This is a genomic window from Larkinella sp. VNQ87 (assembly GCF_049445795.1).
Taxonomy (GTDB): Bacteria; Bacteroidota; Bacteroidia; order Cytophagales; family Spirosomataceae; genus Larkinella.
In genome coordinates, this window is sequence record NZ_JBMSDT010000009.1 from 335663 (window position 1) to 350742 (window position 15080).

At 52.9% G+C, this 15080-nt stretch carries 13 protein-coding genes and 1 rRNA gene; 3 read left to right on the plus strand and 11 right to left on the minus strand.

What is annotated here, in order from left to right; genetic code table 11:
* Window position 1 precedes the first annotated feature (1 nt).
* The 10 genes from ACO2Q8_RS17835 to ACO2Q8_RS17880 form a co-directional block, all read right to left on the minus strand.
* Entirely contained in the window at window positions 2-955 is a 954-nt protein-coding gene (locus tag ACO2Q8_RS17835; RefSeq protein WP_423346205.1) for a glycosyltransferase family 2 protein, read from the minus strand.
* On the minus strand, window positions 934-2103 hold the full coding sequence (locus tag ACO2Q8_RS17840; RefSeq protein WP_423346206.1) for a sugar transferase: 1170 nt from the start codon (window positions 2101-2103) through the stop codon (window positions 934-936). The genes ACO2Q8_RS17835 and ACO2Q8_RS17840 overlap by 22 nt, the downstream gene beginning before the upstream one ends.
* Before the next feature lie 19 nt (window positions 2104-2122).
* Window positions 2123-2536, minus strand: coding sequence for a response regulator transcription factor (locus ACO2Q8_RS17845; protein ID WP_423346207.1), 414 nt, complete (start codon window positions 2534-2536; stop codon window positions 2123-2125).
* Window positions 2537-2833: 297 nt separating this feature from the next.
* On the minus strand, window positions 2834-3211 hold the full coding sequence (locus ACO2Q8_RS17850; protein ID WP_423346208.1) for an Hpt domain-containing protein: 378 nt from the start codon (window positions 3209-3211) through the stop codon (window positions 2834-2836).
* Window positions 3212-3238: 27 nt separating this feature from the next.
* Window positions 3239-4762, minus strand: a complete 1524-nt coding sequence (locus ACO2Q8_RS17855; RefSeq protein ID WP_423346209.1) for an ATP-binding protein — start codon at window positions 4760-4762, stop codon at window positions 3239-3241.
* Window positions 4763-4766: 4 nt separating this feature from the next.
* Complete coding sequence (locus tag ACO2Q8_RS17860) at window positions 4767-5906, minus strand: FIST signal transduction protein (RefSeq protein ID WP_423346210.1); 1140 nt, start codon at window positions 5904-5906, stop codon at window positions 4767-4769.
* A gap of 405 nt (window positions 5907-6311) precedes the next feature.
* Entirely contained in the window at window positions 6312-6638 is a 327-nt protein-coding gene (locus ACO2Q8_RS17865; protein ID WP_423346211.1) for a hypothetical protein, read from the minus strand.
* Window positions 6639-6703: 65 nt separating this feature from the next.
* Entirely contained in the window at window positions 6704-7951 is a 1248-nt protein-coding gene (locus ACO2Q8_RS17870; protein WP_423346212.1) for an NAD(P)/FAD-dependent oxidoreductase, read from the minus strand.
* Window positions 7948-8949, minus strand: a complete 1002-nt coding sequence (locus ACO2Q8_RS17875; RefSeq protein WP_423346213.1) for a 4-hydroxyproline epimerase — start codon at window positions 8947-8949, stop codon at window positions 7948-7950. The genes ACO2Q8_RS17870 and ACO2Q8_RS17875 overlap by 4 nt, the downstream gene beginning before the upstream one ends.
* A 27-nt stretch (window positions 8950-8976) precedes the next feature.
* The gene (locus ACO2Q8_RS17880) at window positions 8977-9888 is read right to left on the minus strand and encodes a dihydrodipicolinate synthase family protein (RefSeq protein WP_423346214.1); all 912 of its coding nucleotides are present in this window, start codon (window positions 9886-9888) and stop codon (window positions 8977-8979) included.
* Window positions 9889-10178: 290 nt separating this feature from the next.
* Here ACO2Q8_RS17880 and ACO2Q8_RS17885 point away from each other — a divergent pair, with 290 nt between their 5' ends.
* Genes ACO2Q8_RS17885 through ACO2Q8_RS17895 form a run of 3 tightly spaced genes read left to right on the plus strand, consistent with a single transcriptional unit; the run spans window position 10179 to window position 14916 of the window.
* Entirely contained in the window at window positions 10179-11042 is an 864-nt protein-coding gene (locus ACO2Q8_RS17885; protein WP_423346215.1) for an AraC family transcriptional regulator, read from the plus strand.
* 3 nt (window positions 11043-11045) lie between these two features.
* The gene (locus ACO2Q8_RS17890; RefSeq protein ID WP_423346216.1) at window positions 11046-13232 is read left to right on the plus strand and encodes a S9 family peptidase; all 2187 of its coding nucleotides are present in this window, start codon (window positions 11046-11048) and stop codon (window positions 13230-13232) included.
* Window positions 13233-13269: 37 nt separating this feature from the next.
* Window positions 13270-14916, plus strand: a complete 1647-nt coding sequence (locus ACO2Q8_RS17895; protein WP_423346217.1) for a M1 family metallopeptidase — start codon at window positions 13270-13272, stop codon at window positions 14914-14916.
* Window positions 14917-14965: 49 nt separating this feature from the next.
* On the opposite strand, the gene rrf is transcribed toward ACO2Q8_RS17895, so the two are convergent.
* Window positions 14966-15077: ribosomal RNA gene (gene rrf / locus ACO2Q8_RS17900) — 5S ribosomal RNA — on the minus strand.
* Window positions 15078-15080: the final 3 nt, after the last annotated feature.

The window sequence follows — 15080 nt, forward strand, 5'->3', positions numbered from 1 at the left end:
ATTAAGAAACCGCCACGGCAGACGGGGTAACGGCCTGGACGGGGCGACGAATTTTATGCTGAAAATGCCACAGAACGGCATTTTTCAGGGCTACCAGGTACGGTGTCTGCCGGTTTAGGGCGTAGACCAAAGCCGCTTTCGGAATGGCCATGCAGAAGTAGTACAGCACAAAGACGTACAGGGGAAATCCGCTTACGTTCCTCCGCATGAGCAGGAGCCGGTTGCGGGTTTGGTAATAGACTTTCATTGGGCTGGCTTTCCCAACGCTGATCGATTCCTTGTGATAAATCAGGGCCGAGGCCTGGTAATAAATCAGAAAACCGGCCCGCTGAATTTGCAGCGACCAGTCCAGTTCTTCGTAATACAGAAAGTACGATTCATCCATCGCACCACCCTGTTCGACCGCCCGGCGGCTGACCATCATAGCCGCTCCGTGGGCAAAGTCGGTCGGGCCGGACTGATCGTACTGTCCCCGGTCGGTTTCGCCCAGACCAATCGCCCAGGTCCGTCCGGTGTATTTGTTGAGCGGGAAATAACCCGCGTATTGCAGCACGGTCGGGTGGCTGTAATAACGAATTTTGGGGCAAACGATCCCGATGCGGGAATTGGTCTGAAACGGAGCCAGCAACTGATCCACCAAATCAGGCGTCACTTCCGTATCGTTGTTCAGAAAAAAGAAATATTCCCCCGCAGCATGTTTCATGCCCAGGTTGTTGCCGCCCGAAAAACCGAGGTTTTCAGGGCTGACCACCACTTTCACATTGGGGTAATTGCCCTGCCGGATGCGCTCGGTCGGATCTTCAGCCGATGCATTATCGACGACAATCACTTCGAAATTAGGGTATTTCAGCCGCCGGGTCGATTCCAGCATTTCACAGGTGACGGCAGCCTGGTTGTAATTGATGGTAATCAACGAAACCAGCGGTACGTCCCCTACACGTTTTCCTTCTGCCATACCGCTTTGAGGGTTCGAATCACAATCATCAAATCCGTTTTAAACGAGAATTTTTTGGCGTACAGAACATCGAGCTGAATCCGTTCCTGATCCGAAACAGCCGCCCCCCCCCTTTTGGTGACCTGCCAGAGGCCCGTCAAACCCGCCGGAGCAGCAAATCGCCGGGCGTAACCGGCGGCCGTGAGCTTTTCGGCTTCATAAGGTGGCAAGGGTCGGTTTCCAACAAACGACATATCCCCGCGCAGGATGTTATAAAACTGCGGGAGTTCATCGATGCTCGTGTTGCGCAGGAACTTCCCCAGCCGCGTGACGCGGGGATCTTCCTTGAACTTCGAGAACATGGCTTTGGCCTTCTCGTTACGGAAATGGATTTCTTCACAGACCTGTTTATCGTCCAGAAAAAGCGGCCGCTGGCAGGCAGTCCCGGCTTGTCGGCAAGCTTCGCAAAGCTGGTCGGCCGGTTCTTCCACTTTCTGCTTGTTGTACATATTCTGCGATGCCATGCTGGCCAGCATCTGGTCGGCATCGGTCCGCATGGTCCGGAATTTGTACATATTGAATACCTTATACCCCATTCCGACCCGCTTTGAGCCGTAGAAGATCGGCCCTTTCGAGTCTAGTTTCACCAGGATGGCGACAACGAGCAGGATCGGTGAGATCAGCAGCAACAGGGTAAACGATACCACAATATCGAAAAGCCGCTTGCCAAATGGCATTCGAACCGGAGCCGATTTGTGGATATTAGCCCCGCTCTCGGTATACTGCTTTTTCCGTTTCAGGTACGAAAGCCGCGTCTGGAAAGCCGCTTCCGAATAGCCATACTGAAAGACATCGATTACCCGCCCCCGATAAGGTTCGGCGCTGATGTCGATTGCAGGCTGGGCCGTCAGCAGGATAGTTGCCAGTTTTTCAGCCTTCGGATTGTCCCGGATTGCGTTGAGAAAGGACGTACTGTTCAGGCGATCATTAAAAACCACCAGATCAATATCGTGGTCGGCTTCCAGGCAAAAAAGGGCTTCTTCTAAACTGTTAACAACCGTAATCGACGCCGTTTCGCGGAAGGCCTGGTAAAACGTCGAGGCCATTTGGGGGTCGTTCTCAACGTATAAGACCCGGTATGTGGTTTCATTCACTAAAGCCGTCATCATGGGCGTTGAATGCTAAGGATCAGAAAGACGTAGGCAGGGCCGGGCTGTTTTTATCACCCATCCGGCGCAGAATGGCGGTAATTTTAGCCCGTACTTCCAGCGGATTAAAGGGTTTGATCATGTAATCATCCGCTCCCTGTTCCAGACAAGCAATTTTAGTAGCACTGTCGGTAAATGTCGATAGAACAATGATCGGAACCTGCCGGAACAGGGTGCTGGCCCGGATGGTCCGGATCAGATCCTGGCCGCTCAGGTACGGCATCTGCAAATCGGTGATGATGATATCAACCGCGTTGCCCGACTCCAGCCAATCCATGGCCTCAATCCCATTAGTCAGGGTCGTGACTTCAAAATCCGACTTTAACGTATGGCGCAGAACTTTCCGAATGTAAGTATCATCCTCGACAACCAGGACATGGTATTGGTTTTCCATAAACGTATCAATGCAATGAATAAAGATGGGATAACAGCGTTAAAGATGGCCAATCACAAACCAGTTTGATAAATTCATTCCTCGTTGACTGTGGGCCGATAGGACTACTACAAAAACTGTACTACACTTCTAAACCGAGCGACTTTTTGTCTGATAAATTTACCAATAATTTTGAATAATAGTAGCAGGAAGCTATTAAATGGGGCAATTAAAAATTCACCATCTTTTTTGCCGTTGATTTATTCAGCGAATCAGATGGACCTCGAAGGGTTTTGAAAGGCCGGCAGAAAAGCTGCGTTACCGCCGGTTCAACCGCTCGACCTCCTGGATCAGGACTGGAATCATCTGGTTGAGTTGCTCCCTGAAGGTGGTGTATGTCTGCCGGATGCCGCACTCATCCGGGTTGTTACGGGCCTGTTCCTCGATGTGAAGTAACTGGTTCTCCAGTTTTGTCAGCCCGACCATCGCCAGCCAGGACCGGAGTTGATGAGCCCTCTCGGCCAGCGCTCCCCACTCCTTCCCGATAAGCTCGTTTTCCAAGTCTGTAAAATGAGGAATCACGTCGCTCAGGAAGAGCGCAATGAACGATGCGATGGTGTCGGTATCGTCGCCATACACCTGGTACAGCCGTCGCCGATCCAGATCGTCGGATCGGGGCGTGACAGAAGAGTCCATTTTAGGAAAAGGTGTGTTGGCAGAACGTTAGTTTAGCCGGTGGCAATACTTGGCAATTTTCTGGAACAGATCGTTCGGATTAAACGGTTTCGTTACATAATCGTTGATTCCGGCGCTAATCGCCCGGTCGCGGTTGCTGTAGGTGGCCGATGCCGTCAGGGCGATCACCGGAATGTTGGTGTTCGTTTCCCGAATTTGTTCCGTTGAGGTATACCCGTCCATGATTGGCATCTGCAGGTCCATCAGAATCAGGTCGTAGGTACCTGATCGGAATTTGTCCAGGCCAACCTGCCCGTTCTCGGCCACATCCACCAGGACGCCCCAGCGGTGCAGAAATTTAAGCGCCACCTTGACATTCACCGGGTAATCCTCGACCAGCAAAATCCGCACACCCCGTAATGTATGCTCATTGATGACATCGACAGTATTGAATACCGTTTTTTGCAACGAACTGACCCGTAAATTGAGCGTAAAATAGAATTTGGCCCCTTTCCCCTCTTCACTCTCCACCCCAATTTCGCTGCCATGCAATTCCAGCAATCGCTTGGTAATCACCAGCCCCAGGCCCGTACCGCCAAACTGACGGGTGGTCGCGGAATTCGCCTGGGTGAACAATTCAAAAATAGCTTTCTGTTTTTCAAGCGCAATCCCAATTCCGGTATCCTGCACCGACACATAAATCGATGCATAATCATCGTCTTTGTATTGCAATGACAGTTCAATCGTTACCGTCCCTTTTTTGGTAAACTTGATGGCATTGGAAACCAGATTCGACAACACCTGGCCGATCCGCAGGGAATCGCCGATGAGCGAATCCGGGATATCGTCGTCAACCATCAGTTTGATGCGTGTACCGTTCTCTTCCGCTTTAAATTGATGAGCCCGCTTGATGTTAGACACGAGGTGCTTGAAATCAAAAGCGGCTTCCTCCAGTTCCACTTTTCCGGCCTCAATCTTGCTAAAATCCAGAATGTCGTTGATCAGAGCCTGTAAATGTTCAATCGAAAATTGCAGGGTTTTGATGTTTTCGGCCAGCGACGGCGGCACCTCTTCCTGGCTCATCAAGTACGTCATGCCCACAATCCCGTTGAGGGGCGTCCGGATTTCGTGGCTCATCATCGATAGAAAATCCGATTTGGCCAGGGTGGCGCTTTCGGCAATTTCCTTGGCCGTCCGCAGTTCCTGTTCAATCTGTTTGCGGTAATCGATCTGCTTTTGCAGGAAGTCGACCAGCGTCACGAGGTTTTCAGGGCCAAACTCCGGCATTTCCTCCCCTTCCGGAATCTCCATCGATTTGATGGCCTCGATCAGCTTTTCTTCCGACTGCCGACGCTGGCTAATCTCTTCCTTCAATTTTAGATTGATCGCAGCATACTCGCGTTCGTTCAGAAACGACGAATGTTCAAACAGCTCCTTGTCGCGGTCAAAATTGTGGTACGATTCATTGACGGCTTTTACAAATTGCTGAAAACGATCATGCTTCAGACAATCCTCCGTAAGGTACCGGTTAATCTGGCGGGCAAGCAGTTTGTGGAGGTTATTAGCGTCCATTGAATCAGTTCTCAGAAAAGACCGTTACGGTCATGGTTTGATTGTGCAGTTCACAGCGGGCATTGGATTGCAGGGGCGAAATCTCGCCGTAGGAGTAAAAGCCCGTTATGACCGCATCCTTTCCGAATACCTCCCGGGCTACTTCCACTTCTTCTTCCGTTCGTTGCCCCAGCACGAGTTTTCGGCCTACGCAGCTAATCAGGATCGCCAGTTCGGGGGCAAAGTTCAACTGGCTCAGGGAGGTATGAGCCGCCGTTGCCGATGCATCGATGAGCCGGTCGAAATTTGCTTTCATAAACCGGACGAGGGCCTTCTCGGGCATCTCTCCCGCAAACGTCATACTCCGGGCTTCTTCATCAATCGTCAGAATGGTGCGTACGAGAGGCTCTGAATCGGCCGTTGTCCGCATCGAAAGCGGAAAGAGCAAGGCCGCTCCGGGCAACCGCTCCGTGTATTTTCCCAAATACTCTTTGTATAAATCCAACGCGGGTTTATCGTCGATCCGATAAAGGACATTATAGCTGGATTGGGTTACTTCGCGCTCCGGTCCAAATACATCCCAGCCACCCATCGACCCATGCCCAACCTTTAAATGTGCCCCGTAAAAGGCAATCCCGACAATTTTGCCCACCGCCGGATTTTGGTTCAGGCCCACCACTGTACGCTCGAACCGGTCCCCATCGCCCGCCAGGCCACCCGAAATCGGAATAGGGCGGTGTAAACACTGGTTCAGTGCGCTGGTCAGTTCGCTCCCATTGACCCAACTGCCGTCCGAAATCAGGAACAGGGCTGCCAGGTCCGGTTCATCAAGCAATTGCGCAATCGTTTCTCCAGCCTGATAACTTTCGGTATATTTCTGAATATCAATCTGTACGGCCCGTACGCGGGTTTTCTCAAATTCAATCGCCGTCACGATCACCGAATCGTCGTGCACCTTATCGAGGTAAATTTCACCCGAGGTCGAATTGACAATGATATCCGCCATTGGGTAAGTCAAACGGAGCTGCCCGTAAAAATCACCGGTTTCCAGTAAATGCCGTTCACCGAAAGCCAAAACCAACTGAGCATTGTCAGTCCTAAAACCGGGGGTCTCCGAAAGCGACTTCCACGTCTGGCCGCTATACATTGATTGATTAACCTTCATCTTTTTTTGCAAAAAAAGCTACGGTGGGCCTAAGAAATTATACTTATTGCAAGACAAAAAATAATAAGTATTTCCAAGCAAAAAATATACTAGTTGATACTTTTTGGTAACATCATCTAAGAAAAAAATACTATATGCCCCTTAGTATGATTAAATGAAGAACTTTAAAGCAGCGAAAAGTCTGTCTTTTTGCAAAGAAAGTAAAATTATCAGACAAAAATCAAAAAGAATTTCCCAAGAATGGAGACCCTAATCCAATGCCTTATCGAAGACTAAAAATCTAAACGGGAAAATGGCAAAACCGAAACGGAAACTTCAATTACCAGACAATTATTCAACTAACAAATATCGTGCTATTTTGTAGAAACAGCTTTCAGGAGCTTTTCCAGGAGTGGTATGGGTGGGTCAATTTATGATTCGGGTATCCAACGGTGATTCCGCCTGATTCATGTCGGCCAAGTATTCCTGCAATTCATGAACATAGTACAGATAGCGTCGGGTGCTGACACACAGCCAACAGTTCAGTCCCGGCACGAGCTTCAGGTCCTGATAATACCAGAAATGGCGGAAAGCATCCGGCTGGAAACCAAAATTCGCCAACCACTGCTTCGTCAGGCGAATAGGCTGCGGTTTATGATGCGGTAAAATCTCCCGCAGCAGGCTTTCGGTGAACAGCGTCGGTTCATTGCCGACGTAGTAATAGCGGCCAACCTGGGGTGAGCTGACTTTCATGGCATGGAAGGGGACAACGAACAAGTCTGCAAGATAAGCGGAATTTTGGTTTCTGCCACCGGTTTTCAGCGAAAACGCGCTGAATCGAACGGTTTCAGGTCCAAAATGGGGTTTTGATGGGTCAACATATCCGCCACCAGTTTCCCCGTCGCCGGTCCCAGACTTACGCCCATCATGCCGTGGCCAGTGGCCAGCGTCAGGTTATCAAAACCGGTCAACCGGCCAATATACGGCAGGCCGTCGGGCGAACAGGGTCGTAAGCCGCTCCAGACTTTCGACACTTCGGGCAGGTCGGCGGGCAGGTCCGGGTAATAGTTTTGAATGGAATTGACAATGCCGCGCACCCGGTTCATGTTAACCGACAGGTCGGTTCCGGCCACTTCGAGCGTTCCGGCAAACCGCAAATCCGCTCCCATCGGCGTCGCCGTCGCCCGGGCTTCGAGCATAATGGCCGGCACCCGGATGTTCGGGCGCTGGTTCCGCAGCATAAAACTGTAGCCTTTCCCGCCCTGCAACGGCAACGATACGCCCAGCAAGCGCGTCAACTCGGGTGACCACGCCCCGGCCGCAACCACCAGTTCATCAACCGTGTGTTCGCCGGTAATAGTCCGAACAGACGTAATTCGCCCACCCGAACGGCTAAAACCGGTTACTTCCTGCTTTTCCAGCAACGTCACATTGTGTTTCTTCAGGTAATCTACCAAGGCCCGAATAAACGAACCAGGGGTCAAATGAGCATCGCCGGGGTAGTAAATGCCCCCGCGCACGTTGACGCGCACCTCAGGCTCCAGATCCTGCACCTGTGCGCCCGACAATTGCCGCGCTTCAATCCCGGCCCGATTGGCGACCTCGGCTTCTTCGGCCATTTCGTGTTCGGCCGTGGCGGTTTTGTACAGCATCAGCAACCCGACTTCTTCCCAGCCAAACGACAATTCGGCGGATTGGGCCAGTTCCTGATACAGCTTTTTACTGAGCAAACTGATGTCCCGCAGGGCCGGAATCGACCGCTCGACGTGCTCCGGCGTCGAATGTTTGTAAAAAAGCCAGCCCCAGCGCAGCAGATCGGCATTCAGGCGCGGTTTGATGTAAAATGGGCTGGTCGACCTCAGCAGCATCCGCATCCCTTTGGCAACCATGCCGGGCTGCGCCAGCGGGATAATGTGGCTCGGCACAATCATGCCGGCATTGCCAAACGAACAGCCGTCGGTCAGCGCGTTTCTGTCGAAAACCGTTACCTGGTACCCGGCTTTTTCCAGGTAATACGCGGAACACAGCCCGATGACTCCGCCCCCGATGATGCCAACGTGTTTCATATAACCTGAAAACCAAACCGGTACGGATCGTCTTCGTCCAGTATGATGTGATTGTACCCGTGAATAATGGCCCAGCCTTCGATGCTGGGCACGATGGCGGCTTTCCCGGCCAGCTCGGTTTCCTGCTCAATGCGCCCCGTAAAAATGGAACCGATGATGCTTTCGTGCACAAAATCCTGCCCCGGTTTTAACCTACCCTTGGCGTACCACTGCGCCAGCCGCGCAGAAGTGCCGGTGCCGCAGGGCGAGCGGTCGATGGCCTTGTCACCGTAAAAAACCGCATTCCGCGCCGTCGAGGTGGCCGCCAGCGGTTCGCCCGTCCACAGCACATGGCTCAAGCCGTTGATGGTCGGGTTGTCGGGATGCACAAATTGGTGCTGTTCATTCAGTCGCTCGCGCATTACCCGCGCCCAGGCAATAAGCTGTTCCGCTTTGTAATGCTGCAAACCGGGGAAATTGGGTTGCGGATCGACAACCGCGTAGAAGTTTCCGCCGTAAGCCACATCCACCGTCAGCGTTCCCAGGTCCGGGCAGTCGACGGTCAGGCCCTCGGCCGCCAGGTACGACTTCACGTTGGTAATTTTGACGGATTTCACCTTACGTCCTTCCTGCCGGTATTCGGCGCGCACCAATCCGGCGGGAACTTCCAGATTCAGTACGCCCGGCGTTTTGGGCACCACCAGTCCTTGCTCGATGGCTACCGTGACGGTGCCGATGGTTCCGTGGCCGCACATCGGCAAACAGCCCGAAGTTTCGATGAACAGCACGCCCACATCGTTGGCCGGGTCCGAGGGCGGATAGAGGATGCTGCCCGACATCATGTCGTGGCCGCGCGGCTCGAACATCAGGCTTTTCCGAATCCAGTCGTACTCGCGCAGAAAATGTTGCCGTTTTTCGCTCATCGTTGCCCCCACCAGGTGCGGAATGCTCCCGCCCGTGACGACCCGAACCGGGTTGCCGCAGGTGTGGGCGTCGATGCAGAAAAAGTGATAATTCATACGGTTGGGGTTAGGAATAGTCTGCGATCAGGCCGGTTGCAAAACCGGTCGGACCGCCAGAGCCGCTTCAATGATGCCGGTAATCCGCGTCCGTTCCTCGCCTTCCAGCGTCAGCCGGGGTGCGCGAACATACTCGGAGCCAATACCGGTAGCGGCAGCGGCCAGTTTGATGTATTGAACCAGTTTGGGCTGAATATCAAGTTCGAGCAGGGGCATAAACCAGCGGTAGATGCTCAGTGCTTCCTCCACCTTCCCGGCTTTGGCTAGTTCGTAAATAGCAACGGTTTCCTGGGGGAATGCATCCACCAGACCGGCCACCCAACCGTCGGCACCCACCAGCAGGGCTTCGAGGGCCAGCGTGTCGACGCCCCCCAGAATCCGAAACCGGTCGCCGAAGGCATTCCGCATCCGGGCAATGTTGGTCAGGTCGCGGGTCGATTCTTTCACGGCCTGGATGTTGGCCAGAGCCGCCAGTTCTTCGAACATCGCCACGGTCGTCATGATCTTATAGTCGACCGGGTTGTTGTAAATCATGATCGGCAGCGAAGTTTCTTTCGCAATGGCGCTGAAATAGGCAACGGTTTCGCGTGAATCGGCGTAATACCGCATAGGAGGCAACAACATCAGGCCATCGGCCCCGGCGGCTTCCGCTTCCTGCACCCGCCGGATGGCTTCGCGGGTGACGGATTCGGCCACGTTCATGATCACTGGCACTCGTCCTTCGACCGTTTCGATGGCGGTTTCGAGCAAGGTCAGCTTTTCCGGTGCAGTCAGCGTACTGACTTCACCTAATGATCCGGCGATGATCATTCCGTGAACCCCGGCACTAAGCTGGGCGTGTAAATTCTTGACAAACAGCGGCAAGTCAAGTTCATCGGTAGCCGTAAATGGCGTCAGAAGGGCAGGATACACGCCTTTCCAGGGTACGGAAGTTGCCATAGAATGAATAGTAATGAAGGTGAAACAAACGGAAGAAACCAAATTTATCGATACTACAAATTTGGGGATTTACGAAAGCTTCCACTTCCTACACGTTGATTAATTCTAATACTTTTTTTTCCAATTTGTTGAACACCGAACATATTGTTCACCAATTCTGTACCATTTTTCATTTCTTTTACTAATTTGTCTGACTCGTTAGGACCATCAACCAACCTGAGCATTATGAACCAACCGCTTCACTACGCTACGACCTACCTCCGCCTTTGGGTGCTATCGACTACCAACCGATGAAACCGCTGCTGTTTCGGGTCCCGACGGTTACCGATCGCTCGTTCCGGGTACAGGTCGACGATGGGCCGCATTTCTACGATCGGCTGCATTTCCATCCGGAATTGCAACTGACATTGATCAAAGAAAGCGTAGGAACCCAGGTTGTCGGCGACCGAATCGACCGGTTTCGGCCCTACGATCTGCTGTTGCTGGGGGCTAATTTGCCGCACGTTTTCCGGAATGATCCCGCCTACTTTGTTCCCGACTCTCCGGAACGCGCCCTGTCGTATTCGGTTTATCTGCGCCCGGAACACCTTCAGCAAACGGTTTTCGGAATGCCCGAGTTAAACCACCTGGACCAACTCTTTCGGGAAGCTCGGCACGGCGTTCGGATTCGGTTCAATGAAGTGGGTTCGGTAACGACCTGCCTGGAGCAACTGCCAACCCAGCGCCCGTTCGACCAGTTGATGACCTTGCTGTCCGTACTCGATCAGATGGCCTCCGATCCGCGCCGGGAGCGCTTGTCTATCACGGCCTACGAACTGCCACGCCGACCCGACGATCACCAGCGCCTGGATAATGTGTTTACCTATATTTTAAACAACTACGCATCGCCGATTACCCTGGAGGAAGTTGCCAACCAGGCGCACCTAACGCCGAGTGCGTTTTGCCGGTTTTTCCGGCTGCATACCCGCAAGACATTCTCGCAACTACTCAACGAGGTACGCATCGAACACGCCTGCCGGTTGTTGCAGGAATCGAAATTACCCATCAGTCAGATTGCTTTTTCGTGCGGTTACACCAATTTATCCAATTTTAATCGCCAATTTAAGCTCATCACCAGCCTGACACCGGGTCAGTACAGTAAAGCCATTTTCTAACGCATGAACTCAACCATCCGAACTTTAACGCTGTCTGCTTTTTTCCTGGTAATCTTTTCCTGCGTTGCCCGAGCACAGTCGCAGGGCATTCGCTGGCTCCCCGACGGCCGAACGTATCTATCGATCACCCGCGAATCCATCGTCCGGACAGACGTTGTTTCGGGTCAGGAATCAACCTTTCTCAGCAAAGAACAACTGACCCCGCCCGGCGCTCCCAAGCCACTGACCGTGGCTGGCTTCGCGCTCAGTCAGGATTCTTCCAGGGTGTTGATTTTTACAAATACCGCCCGAGTCTGGCGGTATAACACCCGGGGCGATTATTACCTGCTCGACCGAAAAAGCAATCAGTTGCGGCAAATCGGCAAAAACCAGCCCGGCCAGTCGCTGCTCTTCGCCAAACTGTCGCCCGATGGGACGAAAGTGGGTTACGTCAGCCGGAATAACCTTTTTGTCGAAGATGCTGCAACGGGTCAAACCACCCAATTGACCACCGATGGCACCCGCAAACGGATCAACGGTACGTTCGATTGGGCCTATGAGGAAGAGTTCGGATGCCGCGACGGTTTTCGCTGGAGTCCCGACAGCAAACAGATTGCCTACTGGCAGATCGACGCCAGCGCCATCCGCGACTACCTCATGCTCAATACCACGGATTCGGTTTACTCACGGGCCATTCCGGTCGAGTATCCCAAAGTAGGCGAATCGCCCTCGCCCGCCCGCATCGGCCTGGTTCCGGTTTCGGGTGGTGCTACGCGTTGGCTGGCAATTCCGGGCGATCCGCAACAACATTACCTGGTCCGGATGGAATGGTTTCCTAGCTCCAACGAACTGATTATCCAGCAATTAAACCGCAAGCAAAATCAAAGCATCCTGTTCGTGGCCCAAGCGTCGGACGGGTCGCTTGCTCCCATTCACCGCGAAACCAGTGACACCTGGATTGAGACCAAGGAAAGCTGGAACAACGGCAATCCGGACGGCTGGGAATGGCTCGACGGCGGAAAATCCTTCGTTTGGGTATCCGAAAAAGATGGCTGGCGGCACCTCTACCAACTCAGTAGCGATGGCAAAAAGGAAATCCTGCTGACGCCCGGTTCGTACGACATTGCCACCATCAGCCACATCGACGGGAAAAACCGGTACCTTTATTTCATCGCTTCGCCGAAAAATCCCACCCAGCGGTATCTGTTCCGGACCAAAATGGATGGCAAGGGAAAGTTGGAGCAAGTCTCGCCCACTAACCAGGTTGGTACGCATTCCTACACCATTTCGCCGACCGGGCAGTTTGCGATGCATTCGTTCAATAGCCACCGAGTGCCGCCCTCGAGCCACTGGATTCGGTTGCCCGACCATCAGGAAGTCAGGAGCGCAGCCCGAACCACTCCCAACGCACCGGAACCGCGCAACGTCGAGTTTTTCACCCTTACGACGGCCGACGGCATTACGCTCGACGGCTGGATGCGAAAACCGGCGAACTTCGACAGCACCAAAAAATACCCGGTTGTTTTTTACGTCTACGGCGAACCCGCCAGTACGACCACCGGCGATGTCTTTTCGGCCGGGTCCAATTTTCTCTTCGAAGGCGACATGGCCAAGGCTGGTTACTGTTACGTGTCGCTGGATAACCGGGGCACGCCGACACTCAAGGGTACTGCCTGGCGGAAAGCGATTTACCGGCAAATTGGCCGCATCAACGTCCGCGATCAGGCCATGGGGGCTAAGAAACTTTTTGAGCAACGGGCTTATCTTGACACCAGCCGGGTGGCGGTCTGGGGCTGGAGTGGGGGCGGCTCGATGACGCTAAACCTATTGTTCCAACATCCCGAGATCTATAAAACCGGAATTTCGATTGCTGCCGTGGGCAACCAACTCTTTTACGACAATATCTACCAGGAACGGTACATGGGCTTGCCGCAGGAAAACCGGGAGGATTTCCTGGCCGGATCGCCGATCACCTATGCCAAGAACCTGCGCGGGGATTTGCTGTACATTCATGGTACGGGCGATGACAACGTGCATTATTCCAACGCCGAAGTGCTGATCAATGAATTGGTCAAGCACAACAAGCAATTCCAGGTCATGCCCTATCCGAACCGGACACATAGCATTTCGGAAGGTGAAGGCACGACGCAGCATCTACGGTCGCTTTACACCAAATTTCTGCTGGAACACTGTCCGCCGGGTGCCCGCTAATTACCTAAAACCGGTTTTTGATTTGACTTTTTATCGCATGATCAACAAACGTTTTAAAACCATCGGGCTACTAATCTGCCTGTTCGTCAGTCTGACCGTTTCAGCCCAAAAATATGCGTTCACGCACGACGACACCCTGCGCGGTTCGATCACGCCCGAACGCATCTGGTGGGATCTGGCCTATTACCATTTGCAGGTCAAACTCAATCCGGCCGACAGCGCCATCAGTGGCAGCACCACCATTCGATACCGGGTGCTACAACCCAAACAGATGATGCAGGTGGACTTACAGCGTCCGTTAAAAATTCAGAAAATCGTGCAGGATGGGCGGGAGTTGACGTTCCGGCAGGACGGCAATGCCTGGTTCGTGACACTGCAAAAACCGCAGGTAACCGGCAAAACCGAGTCGTTGGAGGTGTTTTATGAGGGACAACCCAAGAAAGCCAAGCGTGCGCCCTGGGATGGCGGTTTTGTCTGGCGACGCGACAAAGCGGGGCAGTGGTTCATCGCAACGGCCTGTCAGGGCCTGGGTGCCAGTGCATGGTGGCCCTGCAAAGACCACATGTACGACGAACCCGACAGCATGCTAATCAGCGTGACGGTTCCGAAAGGGCTGACAGACGTTTCGAACGGGCGATTGCGCCGGGTCACCGAGCATAACGACGGAACCCACACCTTCGACTGGTTCGTCGGCAATCCGATCAACAATTACGGTGTCAACCTCAACGTGGGCGACTACATTCACTGGAGCGATACATTACAAGGCGAAAAAGGCCGTCTGACGATGGATTTTTACGCTCTGCGCGAACACGAGGACTCGGCCCGGCGGCAATTTCAGCAGGCAAAACCGATGTTGAAAGCCTTCGAACACTGGTTCGGCCCGTATCCATTTTACGAAGATGGATACAAACTGGTTGAAACACCCTACCTGGGCATGGAGCACCAAAGCTCGGTGACGTACGGCAATCGCTTTCGAAACGGATATTTGGGCAAAGATTTGTCGGGAACCGGTTTTGGGCTTTTGTGGGATTTTATCATTATTCACGAATCCGGCCACGAGTGGTTTGCCAACAACATCACGTACAAGGATGTAGCCGATATGTGGGTGCATGAAAGCTTCACGAATTATTCCGAAAACCTCTACACGGAATATTATTATGGCAAGGATGCGGGTGCGGCTTACGTAACGGGTTGTCGGGCTTTAATCCGCAACGACCGTCCGATTGTCGGTATTTACAACGTCAACCATTCGGGTTCCGGTGATATGTATTACAAAGGCGGCAACCTGCTACACACCATTCGCCAGATCATCAACAACGACGTGAAATGGCGGGCCATCCTGCGCGGCATGAACAAAACCTTCTATCACCAGACCGTCGACGGAAAGCAAATCGAAAAGTACATCAGTCAACAGTCGGGTATTAACCTTCAAAAAGTTTTTGACCAATACCTGCGCGATACGCGTATTCCCACGCTGGAGTATAAAGTGGTAGGCAACAAACTGCAATACCGCTGGGCTAATTGCGTATCCGGTTTTGATATGCCTCTACAGGTCTGCTTGAACGCATCGGGGCCAAATCAACGTCTTATGCCAACCACCCAATGGCAAACACTCGAGAAAACCGGTGTTAAGTCGCTCACCAGTGATTCGGATTACTATGTGTATGTGAAGCAAGTGAAGTAACAGGCACAAAAAAAGCCCCTCACGGTAAGGTGAGGGGCTCATAAATCTGTGGTGGCGGCAACCTACTCTCCCGGACATGACTCCAGTACCATCGGCGTAACGGGGCTTAACGGCTCTGTTCGGTATGGGAAGAGGTGGTCCCCCGCACCCTTACCACCATCCCA

Coding starts and splice junctions, on each gene's coding strand:
- ACO2Q8_RS17835 (WP_423346205.1), bottom strand. CDS start 955: ATGGCAGAAGGAAAACGTGTAGGGGACGTACCGCTGGTTTCGTTGATT.
- ACO2Q8_RS17840 (WP_423346206.1), bottom strand. CDS start 2,103: ATGATGACGGCTTTAGTGAATGAAACCACATACCGGGTCTTATACGTT.
- ACO2Q8_RS17845 (WP_423346207.1), bottom strand. CDS start 2,536: ATGGAAAACCAATACCATGTCCTGGTTGTCGAGGATGATACTTACATT.
- ACO2Q8_RS17850 (WP_423346208.1), bottom strand. CDS start 3,211: ATGGACTCTTCTGTCACGCCCCGATCCGACGATCTGGATCGGCGACGG.
- ACO2Q8_RS17855 (WP_423346209.1), bottom strand. CDS start 4,762: ATGGACGCTAATAACCTCCACAAACTGCTTGCCCGCCAGATTAACCGG.
- ACO2Q8_RS17860 (WP_423346210.1), bottom strand. CDS start 5,906: ATGAAGGTTAATCAATCAATGTATAGCGGCCAGACGTGGAAGTCGCTT.
- ACO2Q8_RS17865 (WP_423346211.1), bottom strand. CDS start 6,638: ATGAAAGTCAGCTCACCCCAGGTTGGCCGCTATTACTACGTCGGCAAT.
- ACO2Q8_RS17870 (WP_423346212.1), bottom strand. CDS start 7,951: ATGAAACACGTTGGCATCATCGGGGGCGGAGTCATCGGGCTGTGTTCC.
- ACO2Q8_RS17875 (WP_423346213.1), bottom strand. CDS start 8,949: ATGAATTATCACTTTTTCTGCATCGACGCCCACACCTGCGGCAACCCG.
- ACO2Q8_RS17880 (WP_423346214.1), bottom strand. CDS start 9,888: ATGGCAACTTCCGTACCCTGGAAAGGCGTGTATCCTGCCCTTCTGACG.
- ACO2Q8_RS17885 (WP_423346215.1), top strand. CDS start 10,179: ATGAAACCGCTGCTGTTTCGGGTCCCGACGGTTACCGATCGCTCGTTC.
- ACO2Q8_RS17890 (WP_423346216.1), top strand. CDS start 11,046: ATGAACTCAACCATCCGAACTTTAACGCTGTCTGCTTTTTTCCTGGTA.
- ACO2Q8_RS17895 (WP_423346217.1), top strand. CDS start 13,270: ATGATCAACAAACGTTTTAAAACCATCGGGCTACTAATCTGCCTGTTC.